This is a genomic window from Nostoc sp. DedQUE07, assembly GCF_034530975.2.
Lineage (GTDB): Bacteria > Cyanobacteriota > Cyanobacteriia > Cyanobacteriales > Nostocaceae > Nostoc.
This window is the reverse complement of record NZ_JAVRCC020000009.1, coordinates 179,260-195,523: the sequence shown is the minus strand read 5'-3', so window position 1 is coordinate 195,523 and position 16,264 is coordinate 179,260. Positions and strand designations below refer to the sequence as shown.

9 protein-coding genes, 1 tRNA gene and 1 pseudogene are annotated in these 16,264 nt (G+C 38.6%); 6 read left to right on the top strand and 5 right to left on the bottom strand.

Going from position 1 to position 16,264, the window contains the following annotated elements; all coding sequences use genetic code 11:
* Positions 1-713: 713 nt before the first annotated feature.
* Together RMZ95_RS10555 and RMZ95_RS10550 are read left to right on the top strand one after the other, a co-directional pair.
* Positions 714-1,268 (top strand): RidA family protein, encoded by a 555-nt coding sequence (locus tag RMZ95_RS10555; RefSeq protein ID WP_322686738.1) that lies wholly within the window; start codon positions 714-716, stop codon positions 1,266-1,268.
* A gap of 613 nt (positions 1,269-1,881) precedes the next feature.
* A complete protein-coding gene (locus RMZ95_RS10550; protein ID WP_322686739.1) occupies positions 1,882-7,299 on the top strand; it encodes an AAA family ATPase in 5,418 nt (1,805 codons plus the stop codon).
* A 175-nt stretch (positions 7,300-7,474) separates the two neighbouring features.
* Here RMZ95_RS10550 and RMZ95_RS10545 read toward each other — a convergent pair whose 3' ends face one another.
* The 5 genes and pseudogenes from RMZ95_RS10545 to RMZ95_RS10525 form a co-directional block, all read right to left on the bottom strand.
* Complete coding sequence (locus RMZ95_RS10545; protein ID WP_322686740.1) at positions 7,475-8,488, bottom strand: alpha/beta hydrolase; 1,014 nt, start codon at positions 8,486-8,488, stop codon at positions 7,475-7,477.
* A 234-nt stretch (positions 8,489-8,722) separates the two neighbouring features.
* The gene (locus RMZ95_RS10540) at positions 8,723-9,061 is read right to left on the bottom strand and encodes a hypothetical protein (RefSeq protein ID WP_322660052.1); all 339 of its coding nucleotides are present in this window, start codon (positions 9,059-9,061) and stop codon (positions 8,723-8,725) included.
* Positions 9,062-9,248: 187 nt separating this feature from the next.
* Positions 9,249-10,955, bottom strand: coding sequence for a dihydroxy-acid dehydratase (ilvD, locus tag RMZ95_RS10535; RefSeq protein ID WP_322686741.1), 1,707 nt, complete (start codon positions 10,953-10,955; stop codon positions 9,249-9,251).
* Positions 10,956-11,181: 226 nt separating this feature from the next.
* Entirely contained in the window at positions 11,182-11,442 is a 261-nt protein-coding gene (locus RMZ95_RS10530) for a hypothetical protein (RefSeq protein WP_322686742.1), read from the bottom strand.
* A 194-nt stretch (positions 11,443-11,636) separates the two neighbouring features.
* Positions 11,637-11,962: pseudogene (locus tag RMZ95_RS10525) on the bottom strand (IS1 family transposase); the annotation flags it as partial.
* A gap of 66 nt (positions 11,963-12,028) precedes the next feature.
* Between RMZ95_RS10525 and RMZ95_RS10520 the strand changes: the two are divergent.
* The 4 genes from RMZ95_RS10520 (at position 12,029) to RMZ95_RS10505 (ending at position 16,190) form a co-directional block, all read left to right on the top strand.
* Positions 12,029-13,474: a PQQ-dependent sugar dehydrogenase gene (locus RMZ95_RS10520; RefSeq protein ID WP_322686743.1), complete on the top strand. Its 1,446-nt coding sequence runs from the start codon at positions 12,029-12,031 to the stop codon at positions 13,472-13,474.
* Between the two features lie 190 nt (positions 13,475-13,664).
* On the top strand, positions 13,665-14,000 hold the full coding sequence (locus RMZ95_RS10515; RefSeq protein ID WP_322672413.1) for an STAS domain-containing protein: 336 nt from the start codon (positions 13,665-13,667) through the stop codon (positions 13,998-14,000).
* 567 nt (positions 14,001-14,567) lie between these two features.
* Positions 14,568-14,652 (top strand) — tRNA-Ser (locus RMZ95_RS10510).
* Between the two features lie 356 nt (positions 14,653-15,008).
* Positions 15,009-16,190 carry a CapA family protein gene (locus RMZ95_RS10505; protein ID WP_322686744.1) on the top strand — a complete coding sequence of 394 codons (1,182 nt, stop codon included), beginning with the start codon at positions 15,009-15,011 and terminating at the stop codon, positions 16,188-16,190.
* Positions 16,191-16,264 lie beyond the last annotated feature (74 nt).

The window sequence follows — 16,264 nt, the reverse complement described above, 5'->3', positions numbered from 1 at the left end:
AGACATAATATTGACTGGAGTTTAGACTAATTTTACCCATCAAACCGCTAAACCCTTATCCAGACAAGCTTTGATAATTTCTAGGCTTGATATAATTCCGAAGTCTAAAATGCTTACCACACACGGGTTGTAGCCTGAGAAAAAGAATTTAGTCTAAACTCCAGTATTGAGGGCTGCAAAAGAAACTTGCGCAGATTACCGCTAGTAGTCTGCCAACCTAAAAATGCGCTTATGAGGTCTGTGAGAAAGGGGAAAGGGACTCATAGTAAGGGATTTAAAACATGATATCATGTCCGCCTAATTAGTTATAATTCCCGCATCTGTGCAAAAACCAGGAAACCCTCTTTCCCCCTGCCCCCAGCAAGAACTGCTCCCCTGCCGTCTTAATGATAAGTCTTTAACCGGACATGATATGAGTCCCTTTCCCCCTTTTCCCGACAAATGCCAAGAAGTTTACTAACCGACACAACCTGTTTACGAAAAATAACACGCGCTGCGATCGCCTAATACACTTTTTGGGGGTTAATAACCTGATTTGGTATAAGTATTAACTGCATCCATATCGAAAGCTAAACGACCTGAAAGCCATTAGGAGCTATTAATTACGTGATTGCACGGCATTATATTTCATTAGTAGTGCTTTTTAGCATAATTGGATAGATAATAGAACTAAGTATGAGCAAAAATAGAGAACTCACATTTAAGGAGCTTTAATGACTAAACGTATTACCAGTGCTGTAAATTCGCTAGTAGCAAACTTCTCGCGACGAAATGCACTTTTGTGGCTTGGAGGTAGTGGAATAACTACCGCTTTGATGGTGGGAACACAAACGGAAGTAAGCGCTAAAGACAACAAAGAGTTGAAATTGGTGAACCCACCAACATTATATAATCCAACCCAAAATGGCTATAGCCATATAGCTGTGACACCATCAAGGGCGAGAACCGTCTATATTTCTGGTCAATTTGGTTCCGATTTACAAGGGAATCTTGTCTCCAATGAATTTGAAAAGCAGTTAATACAGGCTTTTAAAAACCTCCGTTATGCCTTAGCAGCCGTTGGGGCACAACCACAAGATGTCGCAAAAATTACTGTTCTTATAGTGGATCACAACCAAAATAAATTGATCCCGTTAGGACGTGAAATTATAAATTTATGGGGGAATAAACCACCGGCAAACACTCTTATTCCCGTTCCTAGACTTGCACTTGACGGTATGTTATTTGAAATTGATGCTTATGCGGTAATTCCAGATAACCATAGTTGAGGACTAGTTATAACATAACCCTATCTAATAACAGTCGGCAAAGTAATAAACTTCCCCTACTGTCAATCAATAATAGTCTCTTCTATTTGAGTAGGGAATTGCCTTTAGTCAGACTACGAAACTTAACTAAAAATCCCAGCAGGTACTAGTAGTTTGCTGTTGTTAACTTGGTTCTTTAAAGTTTAAAGGGAAAAGGTGAAAGGTTTTTAATACCATTTTGAAAAATGATTACGACAGATGGATTCACACCAAGCCAGACGCACCAAGGCAATTCCCAATCCAAAATCTAAAATCCAAAATCTAAAATGGTATAACCTCTTCCCTTTTAATCTTTCCCCAGCCCTTACAAGCATATTTTTGAGTTAAAAAATTCCTACTTTACGCTTTGCAGGTTCCTAATTTACTATTGATAACCTTGACACCTTGTGTGAGATATTCTATCTCTGCATTGGATGCTTTAAAGATAAATTAGCGTGTAATGTACCATACAATTTAAAGTTTATCTTCATAAATAGTCTCGAAAGTAAAGCCATAGTAATCTTTATTAATTAACATTAAATTGCCGTTATTAATTTGGGAATAATCAAGTTATAAATGACTCGGATTTAACGGTATGTTTAGCACTCATGTTAATATTTCTGGATACCAAATCATTGAAGAAATCTACAATGGTTCGAGAACTGTAGTTTACCGAGGGTATCGAGAAAGTGACTCATTACCTGTAGCGATCAAACTGCTGAAAAATCCATATCCATCCTTCAACGAACTGGTGCAGTTTCGCAATCAGTACACCATTGCCAAAAATCTAAACTCATCTTTAATCGTTCAAACCTACAGCCTAGAGGCGTATCAAAATGCCTATGCCTTGGTGATGGAAGATTTTGGCGGCATTTCTCTAAAAGATTATTTTGCTCGCGATCAAACGCGAGATATCAGGTTTTTACAAGAGTTTTTACAAATAGCGATCGCACTTTGTAATACCTTAGAGATACTCTATAGTCAGCGGATCATTCATAAAGATATCAAACCGAGCAATATTTTAATTAATCCAGAAACCAAACAAGTTAAATTAATCGACTTTAGTATTGCCTCTCTATTACCAAGAGAAACGCATACGCTAATCAATCCCAATGTGTTAGAAGGAACACTAGCTTATATTTCTCCAGAACAAACAGGGAGAATGAATCGGGGAATTGACTACCGGACGGATTTTTATTCGCTTGGTGTAACTTTCTACGAATTACTCACAGGTGAGTTACCTTTTCAATCAAACGATCCAATGGAATTGGTGCATTCCCATATTGCTAAGGTAGCCTCATCAATAGATGTAATTAACTTACAAATTCCGGCGGTAATTTCGGATATCGTTAGCAAATTAATGTCAAAAAAGGCTGAAGACCGCTATCAGAGTGTATTAGGATTGAAGTATGATTTAGAAAATTGTTTAGTTCAACTGAAAACAACTGGCAAAATTGAAAGTTTCCCAATTGCCCAAAGGGATGTGTGCGACAGATTTATTATCCCTGATAAACTCTATGGACGAGAAGCAGAAGTAGAAACTCTGCTAGAAGCATTTGAAAATGCCAGCCTGGGAGCAACAGAAATAATCCTGGTAGCTGGGTTTTCGGGAATTGGTAAAACTGCCGTTGTTAACGAAGTGCATAAACCTATTGTTCGTCAACACGGTTATTTTATCAAAGGCAAATTTGACCAATTTAATCGAAATATTCCTTTTTCTGCATTTGTCCAAGCTTTCCGTAACTTCATGGAGCAATTACAAGCAGAAAGTGAGATACAAATAAACAAATGGCAAAATCAAATTATTCAAGCATTAGGTGAAGACGGACAGGTAATTATTGAAGTTATTCCCGAATTAGAAAAAATTATTGGCAGACAACCACCTGCACCAGAATTATCAGGTAACGCAGCACAAAACCGATTTAATTTATTATTTCAGAAATTTCTCCAAGTATTTACAACTAAAGAACATCCTTTAGTTATATTTTTAGATGACTTGCAGTGGGTAGATTCAGCTTCATTAAAACTGATGCAATTATTAATGAATGAAGCTAATCAGGGATATTTATTGTTAATTGGTGCATATCGAGACAATGAAGTATTTCCAGCACATCCGTTGATGGTGATGTTGGATGAAATTCGCAAAACAGGTGTCAAGGTGAATAGTCTTAACCTGAAACCACTAAACCAATTACAATTGAACAAACTTGTAGCCGATACCTTAAATTGTGCAGAAAATGTGGCATTATCTCTTTCACAATTGATTTATCGTAAAGCTGAAGGGAATCCATTTTTTGCGACTCAAATCCTGAAATCATTACATCAAGATCGACTAATTCAATTCAATTTTGCCGAAGGGTGTTGGCAATGTGACATTTCTCACATAAATCAGCAAACTCTAGCAGACAATGTTGTTGATTTTATGGTTTTCCAATTACGAAGATTACCAGAATCAACTCAACAACAATTGAAACTAGCCGCTTGTATTGGCAATCAATTCGATTTAAAAACATTAGCGATTGTTTCTAAACAATCAGAGATAGAAACCGCAGATTGTTTATGGAAGGCTTTGCAAGAAGGGTTGATTTTGCCCCAAAGTGAGATTTATAAGTTTTTTGTTGGTTCCGAAAATCAAGCAACTACTCAAGAACAGTCTGAGATGGTTGTATATAAATTTTTACACGATCGCGTCCAGCAAGCAGCCTATTCACTCATTCCAGAAGCACAAAAACAGTCAACACACTTGCAAATTGGGCAACTGTTGTTGCAGAATACACCTAAAGAGCAGCAATCAGGAATTTTTGCGATCGTTAACCAATTCAATTACGGACTGGAATTATTAGAGGAAGCTGACGAACGAGAACATTTATCCCGGTTAAATTTGATAGCGGGTTGTAAAGCCAAAAACTCGACAGCTTATGCAACAGCAGTTGAGTATTTAAAAGTGGCAATGCTTCTATTACCGATAAATGCTTGGCAAAGCAGCTACGATTTAGCCCTTGCTGTTTACGAATCTGCGGCTGAGGCAGAATATCTGAATACAAACTTTGAGTCATCAAAATCATTAGTAGAGATTATCCTCAAAAACGCTAAATCTCCATTGGAAAAAGTTCGTACCTATGAGATTCAAATCCAATCTTATACGGCGCAAAATAAATTCATTGAAGCAATAGCCACAGGTAGAGAAGCACTGCAATTACTAGATTTGACGTTACCTGAAGACAGTAACACTCAAATAATTTTTGATGAATATAACCAGTTACAACAAATGTTGGTTCATCAATCGATTGCAGCATTGGCAGATATGCCAGAAATCATTGATCCCCAAAAATTAGTTGCGCTCCGTATATTATCGGGTTTGTTTGCTCCAGTCTATATAGCCAAACCGATGTTATTGCCGCTCAAAATTTTTACAATGATCGAAATTTGTATCCAGCATGGCAACTCACCACAGGCAGCTGTTGCTTACAGTCTCTATGGATTATTTTTGTGCAGTATTGGTGCAATTGAAGATGGGTATCAATTTGGTAAACTAGCAGTACAACTTTTAGAAAAATTTCAAACTAAAGAACTTAAAAGTAGAGTTTATCTAACCTTTAGCCTGTTTATTAAACATTGGAAAGATTCAATTAAATCCACATTGAATCTATTTTTGGAGGGATTGCAGAGTGGATTAGAAACCGGAAATTTAGAATATGTAGGCTATTGTGCCAATTGCTATTGTCAATTTCTCTTTTGGAGCGGAGAAAACCTAGAAAATGCTGTGCTGGAGGCAGATAAATATTGCGATCTCATGCAGCAAATAAAACAAGAGGTATCTCTAGTTTGGGGAAATATCTGGCGGCAGACGGTGCTAAATTTACAAGGAGAAGCGGCTAACCCCTGTTGTTTAATTGGTAAGCACTTTCACGAAGTTGAAATGTTACCAACTTTAATTGAAACAAACAATATTAATGGTATTTGTTATGTCTATCTAGCAAAAACGCTACTGGCTTATCTTTTTGGTGAATATGAATCGGCTTGGGAATATTCCCAAAAATTTGAGCAGTATGAGCAGGGAGCAGCAGGTTTATTAATTGTTCCTTTGCGGAATTTCTACCAATCTTTGAGTTTGTTAGCTCTTTGTTCTCAGGTAAATGAAGCACAGCAACAGCTTTATCTCCAGAAAGTAGCAGAAAACCAGTCAAAAATGCAACAATGGGCGACTCATGCACCCGTAAATTATCAGCACAAGTACAATTTAATTTTAGCTGAACAAGCTCGTGTAACTAGCGATCGCCTACAAGCCGCAGATTATTATGAAATAGCAATCCAAGAAGCGATCGCTAATGACTATGTTCAAGAAGCCGCGATCGCTAACGAACTTGCTGCCAAATTTTACCTAGAATGGGGTAAAGAAAAAGCCGCAGAAGGATATCTGCAACAAGCATATTACAGTTATGCTCGTTGGGGAGCAAAAGCCAAAACTGATGACTTGGAAAAACGCTATCCCAAATTACTCAAACCCATTTTCCAACAGCAAGAATTCAACTTAAATCCCTTAGAAACCATAGCCAGCATTGCTCGTACATCTACTTCTTACACTACCAGCAGCACTAATATTTCTGATGCTCTAGATTTAACCTGCATTCTCAAAGCAGCTCAAACTATCTCCAGTTGTATCGAATTAGACGCACTTATCAGCAGTCTCACTCGCATTATCTTAGAAAATTCTGGTGCGAAAACATCTGTATTAATTCTTCCTCAAGAGGATACTTGGCAAGTGCGGGCAATTACTTTTATCGATCAACAGTTAAATTCCCAGACTGATGTCAAAACTATTCTTGATTCACAACCAATAGGTGCTTGTCAATATATTCCGCGAAAGCTAATAAATTACGTTAAAAATACTCAAGAAACCGTCATTATAGACAATTGTGAAACGAGTATTCCTGGCGTAATTGGAGAATATCTGCTCCTACATCAACCTCAAAGCGTATTATGCACGCCCATTATTAACCAAGGTCATTTGGTGGGGATTCTCTACCTAGAAAATCAATTGAATCAAGGAGTATTTACTAGTAACCGCTTACAGGTGATTAACCTACTTTCCTCCCAAGCAGCAATTGCTTTAGAAAACGCTCGGCTTTATCAGCAAGCTGGGCAAGCTTTACAAGATTTGCAACAAGCTCAATTACAAATCGTCCAAAGTGAAAAGATGTCTGCATTGGGGAACTTAGTTGCTGGCGTCGCTCATGAAATGAATAATCCTCTTGGTTTTATTGCTGCCAGTCTCCAACAAGCTAAACCAACATTTATTGATGTTATCGAACACTTGAAATTATATGAACAAAAGTTTCCTACTCCCGGAGAGGAAATTTTAATTCATGCTGAAGAAATCGATTTGGAATATACCTTAGAAGATTTGCTCAAGATGATTGATTCGATGACAATGGCGTGTGACAGGCTTAAAAACATTAGCACCAGTCTACGTACTTTTTCCCGTGCCGATAGAGATTACAAAGTACCGTTTAACATTCATGAAGGTATTGATAGTACGATTTTAATCCTTAAACATCGTCTGAAAGCAAACGAAGAACGTCCAGCTATTGAAGTAATTAATGAGTACGGAAATTTACCCCAAATTGAATGCTTTCCTGGTCAATTAAACCAAGTATTTATGAACATCTTAGCAAATGCTATTGATGCCTTGGATGAATCAAATACAGGTCGGAGTTTTGGAGAAATTCAAGCCAATCCCAATCGAATTAAAATTACTACCTCTCTAATAAATAAACAAATTGAAGTGAGCATTGCTGATAATGGTCAAGGCATGAGTGAATTAGTCAAGCAAAAAGTCTTTGACCACTTGTTTACTACAAAAGGTGTTGGTAAAGGAACGGGATTAGGATTAGCGATCGCTCAGTCTATTGTTGTAGAAAAACATGGCGGTTCACTGGTTGTGAATTCTACCCTGGGCGTTGGAACAGAATTTGTAATTACCTTACCGATTCTGGCTCAGGCTCAAAATTAATACCAATTTAAAGAATGCGACAAATAGACCATTTGTAGAGACGCGATGAATCGCGTCTTTAAAAACCAATTATCTATAATAATAGCTGTTAACTGAACCTCTCAATACTTGAACTAGATTTGGAAATGCCAAATACTTTTTAACCTCTCCGTTTTTTGCAAAATTGAAATACTCATTAGAAATCTGGGTTAATACATTTAAGATGCTCACAGCCAAAACCTTGAGTCATCATTGCAGATAGCTGTGGAAAAACTTGTTCGTCAAAGTTGAGTTCTCGGATGATTTGGTCATAAGCTTGTCCCTGCGCTATCCGCTTTGCCATTTCCTGAAACTCTACCCAAGTTAAATTACTCTCAACAAATGCTTTAGCAAGGACAATTACCAGTTCTTCATAATCATTGTCTTCCAATTTTGTCATCATTCGGTGTTCAATGTGAAGCGAATCATCGAAGCAGTAATACCAGGATTTCGGTTGCTGCCTAAGTATTCTTCGGAAGAAATCTTGCTGTTTTGAGCGACTAACAGCACTATCTGCCTCACTACATACCATTAAGATTGGGGCAGAAACACAGCTTTGAGCCTTGTCTAAAACCTGATGTCCCAATTCCAGAAATATCCGTAAGGCCTTCAGACGAAAACCTTTATAACCAAAATTCCCAGGTGCATCTTTGTTGAACCATTCAAAGTAAATTGGCAGAATTTTGATGAGTTGATCGAATAGTAAATAGCGGCTACCTAAAAAAGGCGTAAACAATAAAGTGCGGTCAATCTCTTGAGGATGCTCTAAAGCTAACCAAGCAGCTAAAGTTCCACCTGTTGATAATCCACCAATTACAACTTGTTGCCCTAGCGTTTTGGCAATCTGCAACCATTTGATGACAAATTGTTGATAAATATCAATATCTGTTGGCAGGGGTGGAGGATTTTGAGACTTCCAGTCACCTGAGCGTCCATGACCGGGTTGTAAAGGAATCAGAACATTATATCCCTGGTTAAAGAAAGCTTTACCAAGCGGCTCGAATTGGTAAGGGCCTGCTGTAAAACCATGCAAAAACAAAAAAACTTTTGACGTGAAGTCAGAATGAATCAAAAACTTAGAACGGCAGGCTTCATTTTTAAGACCTAGTGTGGACTCTAATTGGTGAACTTGCTCTAAAATTTCTACTGTATTTTGAATGCCAACTTTCATTTATGTAATTATTATGTTCATATACATATAGTAATCCTACTTGAATCGCGATCGCATCCTGAAAAGGAAATCTTTGTCTGGCAAGCTTTTAAGCAGCTTAGTTATTTAAAAATCCAATATAATTATAGATATATGTTACTTTAGTAATTAAGTAGTTACTTCGAGTCTAGCAGAGGACATATTGTTGAGTTGCTCTGTCAGAAGTGAAAAACCTTTTTAAAGTCGGATGAGTATTCACTCCAAACTAATTTTCCACAACCCGTCTAGCGGATTGGACAGTTGGAATTGACTATCATTGCTACCGAGCCAATTATTGTCATACACCAACCCCACACTGAATATTCTATTTAGAGGATATTGTCCTAGTTTTCCAAAACCTTCAATATTCTTTGAGTCAGCGATCGCTTGCTGGTTCAGCTGTATAGTTGTTTGGTTGCCGTCATCAAAGTAAATTGTGGCTCGTTTGTTGTGAAAGCGCACCTGAACTTTGTAGACCCCACCAGTTGCATAATAATAAGCTGTAGCAGGTAGCTTTTGGCCGTCAATATTTTGTCCCTTAAGCTCAACTGCCATAGCAGGACTGCATAACAACAACAGGATTGGCAAGACTGACCCTAAAACTTTCATTGGTAGTAACAAACACTTTCACTCAACTATTTTCTACTTTAAAACATAAGTAAGTTTCACAGCCAATAGCAGAAAATTGTTTTTCCATACTCTTGTAGAGAGACGCGATATCTCGCGTCTCTAACCTTACTCCCTACTCATGAAATAAATCCAAGTCTGTGACAGCACCAACACTACTAGAGGAAACTAACTTGGCATATTTTGCTAAGATGCCTTTTGTATAACGGGGTGGACGGGGTTGCCATTTGGCGCGGCGACGGGCTAATTCTGCATCAGAAATGTTGATTTGTAACAAGCGAGAATTAGCATCAATAGTGATGCTATCACCTTCTTCGACCAGAGCGATCGCACCACCAACGGCGGCTTCGGGAGCAACGTGTCCAACTACCATCCCGTAAGTACCACCTGAAAAGCGTCCATCAGTAATTAACGCCACTGCATCGCCTAAACCCGCACCAATAATTGCTGAGGTGGGTGCTAACATTTCCCGCATCCCAGGGCCACCAATAGGGCCTTCGTAGCGGACGATAATTACATCACCGGCTTTAATCTTACTTGCAAGGATGGCATCTAAGCATTCTTCCTCGGAATCAAAAACCCGTGCAGAACCGGTAATGCTGGGATTTTTTATCCCGGTAATTTTTGCTACTGCTCCCTCTGTAGCAAGATTCCCTTTCAAGATAGCTAAGTGACCTTGGGCATACATCGGGTTATTCCAAGGACGAATCACATCTTGATTGTTTGGTGGTTCGTCGGGGACATCTGCTAAAATTTCGGCAATGGTTTTACCTGTGATGGTGATACAGTCGCCGTGAAGTAATCCATGTACCAAGAGCATTTTCATCACTTGAGGAATACCACCAGCTTGATGTAAGTCTGTGGCAACATATCTACCACTGGGTTTTAAATCGCATAAAACCGGGACACGATCGCGGATAATTTCAAAATCATCTAGATTAAGTTCTACACCAGCCGCATGAGCGATCGCCAGAAAATGTAACACGGCGTTAGTTGAACCACCCACAGCCATAATTACAGAAATAGCATTTTCTATAGATTTGCGCGTGATAATGTGCCGGGGTAACAGTTGATTGCGAATTGCTTCTACTAATACCTTGGCTGATTCTTCGGTGCTATCGGCTTTTTCGTCATCTGACGCCGCCATTGTGGAAGAATAAGGTAAACTCATACCCATCGCTTCAAAAGCCGAGGACATAGTATTGGCTGTGAACATCCCACCGCAAGAACCAGCACCAGGACAAGCGCGGCGTTCTACTTCCATCAGTTCGGTGTCGTCAATTTTACCAGCACTGTATTCACCCACAGCCTCAAAGGAACTCACAACAGTCAAATCGCGGCCGTTGTAGTGTCCGGGTTTAATTGTCCCACCGTAAACAAAGATAGCTGGGATATTCATCCGTGCCATTGCAATCATTGCCCCTGGCATATTTTTATCACAGCCACCGATAGCCAGCACACCATCCATACTTTGACCATTACAGACGGTTTCAATGGAGTCAGCAATCACTTCTCGTGACACAAGGGAATATTTCATTCCCTCAGTTCCCATCGAAATCCCATCACTAATAGTAATTGTGCCGAATATTTGCGGCATTGCCCCGGCTAGTTTAATTCCAGCTTCAGCTATGAGTGCTAGTTGATTAATCCCCATGTTACAGGGAGTGATGGTGCTGTAGGCATTAGCCACACCGACAATTGCTTTCTTAAAGTCTTCGTCTTGAAAACCTACTGCACGCAGCATAGCGCGATTTGGCGATCGCTGTACTCCTTGTGTAACAGCTTTACTTCTGAAATTCTCTAACGTTGTTTTTTCACTCATTGCTCTGGCCTCAATCAAATCTCTGTACGAGTATGATATGGAGCCTTTTTTGAAATGTCCAATATATATATATTTAAAATTGATATTTATAAAGTATCAAAAATATGAGACTACGAAATCTGCGCTACTTTATTGCTGTAGCTGAGAAATTACATTTCAGCAGAACTTACACAAACGTATAATTTTATTCAGCCATGAATCGAATGGCTCTCTGCGTTCATATTACTCACCCACAGAAATTATCAACCCTCAACTCGCGCCACACATCAGACGGTTGCCAGCCAGAGTTACCAACGGAGCGCAAAGGGCGATAGTGTTCCCAGATGTAGTCCGATTCGGATGCTTCAATGTACACAGGTAGATTTGGTTCAACCACCGATTCAGGAATATCTTGACTCTCAGGCATCTCAATGGATTCAGTCGATGGTGGAGTTACGTCTGTTATCTTGCGAATTGGGTTAGAAGTTTTTTTGATAAGTCGTTGCATATTCATAGTCATTATTTGGCTTTCCACAAGGTAGGATATCCCAGAATACAGTAAGTTATCAGACAATCCGAAATATTTTGTTGGAAAGTTTTTCCAGGTGCGGATTGCTTTTCGCTTTTAAAAGATGGGAGCGTAGTATGATTGCACTGATAGGCATTACATAAATGCAGGATGAATTAGCTAAATATGGGTATTTATCTATACTTCAAAGAGCTAAGTAACATTTGAATTGAATATTTAAGCATATCTACTAATTTGGAATAGCATAACTTTTTTCGATAGCGAAGCAGTAGTGACATTAGGAGTGTCTGTAGGTGTATAAGATAATGACGCAAACGTGTATTTTCACATTCTACTGTGGTCATATATGTTTTACTGACGATACGATCTTCTAGGTTAATAAGACTGAGGTAAACTTTCCATCCATCACATAAAAATAGCGCTGCCAACTGCAAAAAATGTCCCATAAAGGTTTAAATGTTTCAGCACGATGATTTCCTAAAATCCAAGCTAAAATTCCAAAATTTTTCCACTCATCAATAAGAATTTAGCAACAAAATTAAATAACCAATTTATCAAGAAAATCATGAATAACATGAAATCATCTAACCAAGTTAAACGCAGATTTTTCAATCAGATTGCTGTTCAAACGCTGTTATTTACAATAACACTATTATTTACAATAGTTTTATTAAATCATAGCACTATTGGAATAAATGCTATTCCTCAAAGCTTGCGTCCTGATATTAAGGTTCGCAATATTATTAATACATTATCAGTATCTCCTTCTGTGCGGATTGTAAAAGATCCACGAAACAATACTCTCTATTACCTCAAACGAAATGGTGAGATTTATCAAGTCAATTTAGCCTCCTCTACTAAAACTCTTGTTTACAACTCTAGTAATCATAATTTAAGTGAAACTCAAGGTATGGCCATTGGCCCTAACGGCACAATTTATTTAGTTGGCAATGCAGACTTTGTGAATAACCAAACTCAAGCAATTATTGTTAAAGGTGTAATTAATTCGAGTACAAAACAGCGTATCTGGTCTATCTTAGCTAAGAGTGAAGCCTATCCCAAAAGCAAAACAGCTTATGACCATCGGTTCAACGGCGTAGTTGTTAGCCTGGATGGTAACTTTATCTATGTGAATAGCGGTTCTCGTACCGATCATGGTGAGATTCAGTCTGTTGATGGCCTATATCCCAATACTCGCGAAGTCGGATTAACTGCCTGTATACTTCGTCTTCCTAGTAATGGTAACAATCTCTTTCTGGCAAACAATCGAGCAACTTTAAAGACAGCTGGTTATATTTTTGCAGAAGGAATACGTAATACTTTCGATATGGCTTTTGCGCCCAATGGGGATTTATTTGGCACAGAAAATGGCCCAGATCGCGATATGTCAGAAGAATTAAATTGGCTACGTTTAGGTGGTAATTACGGCTTTCCTTGGCGTATTGGTGGGACAGATAATCCACAACAATTTCCCAATTATAATCCTGCCACTGACCGATTGTTAAGCCCTCAATTTAACGCCATCCAAAAAGGCTACTATCGTAACGATCCAACCTTTCCTAATCGACCTACTGGAAAACTGATTGAACCAATTCCTAATCTTGGCCCGGACGCAGATAATTACCGCGATCCTGTAGATGGAAAAATCAAAGATGCCAGTGTTATTGGGCAAAGTTTGAGCACTTTTACAACACACCGTTCTCCTTTAGGCTTAGTTTTTGATACGCAAGGAGTAATGAGTCCAGAATTCAATAGAGATGGATTTATGTTGAGTTGGACAGCAGGCGATCCCACTGGCGAAACACTAATAGGCCCTTTTAAAGATGCCAGCCAAGACCTACTGCATTTAAAGTTAACTAAAGTAGGAAATACCAACTATAAACTTAACGCTACACGCCTTGTCAAAGGTTTTAGTAATCCCATTGATGCTGAGATTATTAGCAATAAGATTTATGTTCTAGAATATGGCGTAAATCAAGGAATTTGGGAAGTCTCTATGCCTACCAAGTAAAGTAAATTCGACATTCCCCCAACAAGTGACAGCATCGACAACGCCAAACGAAAATAGATTGCGAGAATCTAACTTTTCTAAACTTATTTATCTTTTTTCCTTAAGTGTCTTATCTGTCTTAACTGTCCTTGTAACGATTTTTCGGGCGTGATAAGTTCTTGTAAAACAACACTATTAACGAAGCATAACTATGTCAATAGAAACAAGAACTGTGAAAGACGTGACTATTTTAGATGTAAAAGGCAAAGTGACAATTGGCGAAGGTGATGTAACCCTTCGCGAATCTATCAGAAGCGCACTTGCAGATGGTGCTAAAAAGATTTTGCTCGATTTAAGCGGAGTGACTACAATAGACTCTTCTGGAATAGGTGAACTAGTATCAAGTTATACTGCAACAACTAACCAGGGTGGGAAACTTAAATTAACAAATCTTCCCCCGAAAGTTCACGATATTCTGATGATAACCCAACTCATAACGGTTTTTGAGACTTATGACAGTGAAACAGAAGCACTTCAATCATTCTAATTAGTGTGATTTTTGCTGTCTGTACTGGTACTGAAAAAATAAGGTAATAAATATCTAAGTACAGTAGAGATTTAAGATTTTTGCTCTGCCTGTCCCTGTAACCAATTCAATACTTAACTCATCCCACCTTTTGATTGGTGGGATTTTTAGTTTCGGGATCTATGCATTAGTCACATCTTTCTTAACAAAAGAGTTAAAGTGTAGAAAGCAGATACAGCAGTAGTTTAAGCGATAGAAGGCAAGGATTAACGAGAGTGCGATGTCTGACGACAAGCCTTACGGCTACGCTTTTATTGGAGTAGTTGAGATCAGAGGATGCTGATTAAAAAATATTTCACAGAATAATACGAGGACTGTTATTTTTAAGCCATGCTAATCTAAGTAACATGAATCTCGTGATGTCTTTTTCGATGTCTACAGACCTTAATTTGCCGTTGGTGTTCTTGGAGGATTGCATTACGCAAAAAAAGCGATAATGCTATAGTACTATAGGGAATGCAGCAAAATTTCCCTAAATTTACAGCATTTGAATGTACAATAGATACTCAAATGTCTGAATAAATAGTTGGAGAGGTGTCCGAGCGGTTCATGGTGACGCACTCGAAATGCGTTTTGGGGAAACCCAACGGGGGTTCGAATCCCCCCCTCTCCGTTCTAAAATATTACTGAAAATCTACTACAATGTGGCTGAAATTTGCCTATCTTTAGCAAGGGTCTTGAACAACTTGTCTATTGATTTGCAAGTTAGATAAAATTATCGCTTAACTCATATCTTGCACCAGGCGACTGGAAGTCACGGCTACACAGGCCAAACCCTTATTTTCCCGTGAGTCCGCCTCCGCGGACTTAGTTTGTATAACCGCGATTTCTAATCGCCAGGGTTTGATACAAGATGTCAGTTAATCTTTACGTAGTCACATCTTTGCCAAAAACACTAAAATATACACCGCTAACACAGATTTTACAGATTTTTGGGATAAACTAATGCCATCGTGTGAGGAGTGAACGATGGTAAATCGCAGCTTGGGGCGAGTATTCTCATTTAGTCTGATCGGCATTTCTTTATATCTGGGTATTAGTATAGGAATCATTATCAGGCTTGGCCAATCACAGCAATTAAACGCTGCTACTATACCTACTAAGCCTGTGCAATTTCCATTAGCTATTCCTGAACTTACACCATCAAAAACACAACAACAAACCTTTCCAAATACTATTACTATCAAAGCCGTTGGAGATATTATTCCCGGCACTAATTTCCCTAACTATAGATTACCCCGCTTTCGAGATCGATTATTACCAAAGTCTGTGAGAACTCACTTGCAAGGATCTGATATCTTGTTTGGGAATTTTGAAAGTAGCCTAACTAATTATCCTTATACTGCCAAAGATATTAGTCGAGGACAAGTCTTTGCCTTTCGTTCTCCACCTGCATACGCCCAACTTTTTGCTGAGGCTGGTTTTAATGTGTTCAATATGGCAAATAACCATGCAATGGACTTTGGCCCGGTAGGCTTCAAAGATACAATGAAAAATCTTCAGGCTGTAGGCATTGCAACATTAGGTCATAAAAATCAAATTCTTTATTTGGAAGCTAACAATATCCCTGTGGCAATGATCGGATTTTCTCCTTATGAAATGTATAACTCCATCCATAATTTAAAAGCAGCTAAAGCACTCGTGGCAGAAGCCAAAAATAAAGCCAATATTGTAGTAGTATCGATGCACGCTGGAGCGGAAGGAACGGGGGCACTACACGTTAAGAATCAAACAGAGTTTTTTTATGGAGAAAACCGAGGTAATGCGATCGCCTTTGCTCGAAACATGATTGATGCCGGAGCAGACTTAGTACTAGGACATGGCCCTCACGTTCCCAGAGCGATGGAAATTTATCAGGGAAAAATCATTGCCTATTCTTTAGGAAACTTTTTGGGATATCGGACTTTATCTACAAATGCCCAAACAGGTGACTCCATGATTTTAGAAGTCAAACTCAACTCAGTAGGAAATTTGGTATCAAGTAAAATTATTCCCGTTCGGATGGATCGGCAGGGAATCCCTCATATCGATCGGAGTTTTCAAACTGTAAAACTTATGCGTTATTTGAATAATCAAGCTTTTCCCAAGAATCCGGTGAAGATTAATAAGAAGGGGGAAGTTGTTGTACAGAATAAACTTAACCCTTCCTAAAATAATTCGTAATTCGTAATTCGTAATTCGTAATTCGTAATTTGTAATTAGTTAATAGGAGTCAGCGCAATACT

Bases quoted from the DNA above. Each gene is read 5' to 3' on its own strand.
- RMZ95_RS10555 (WP_322686738.1), top strand. From the start codon at position 714: ATGACTAAACGTATTACCAGTGCTGTAAATTCGCTAGTAGCAAACTTC.
- RMZ95_RS10550 (WP_322686739.1), top strand. From the start codon at position 1,882: ATGTTTAGCACTCATGTTAATATTTCTGGATACCAAATCATTGAAGAA.
- RMZ95_RS10545 (WP_322686740.1), bottom strand. From the start codon at position 8,488: ATGAAAGTTGGCATTCAAAATACAGTAGAAATTTTAGAGCAAGTTCAC.
- RMZ95_RS10540 (WP_322660052.1), bottom strand. From the start codon at position 9,061: ATGGCAGTTGAGCTTAAGGGACAAAATATTGACGGCCAAAAGCTACCT.
- ilvD (WP_322686741.1), bottom strand. From the start codon at position 10,955: ATGAGTGAAAAAACAACGTTAGAGAATTTCAGAAGTAAAGCTGTTACA.
- RMZ95_RS10530 (WP_322686742.1), bottom strand. From the start codon at position 11,442: ATGCAACGACTTATCAAAAAAACTTCTAACCCAATTCGCAAGATAACA.
- RMZ95_RS10520 (WP_322686743.1), top strand. From the start codon at position 12,029: ATGAATAACATGAAATCATCTAACCAAGTTAAACGCAGATTTTTCAAT.
- RMZ95_RS10515 (WP_322672413.1), top strand. From the start codon at position 13,665: ATGTCAATAGAAACAAGAACTGTGAAAGACGTGACTATTTTAGATGTA.
- RMZ95_RS10505 (WP_322686744.1), top strand. From the start codon at position 15,009: ATGGTAAATCGCAGCTTGGGGCGAGTATTCTCATTTAGTCTGATCGGC.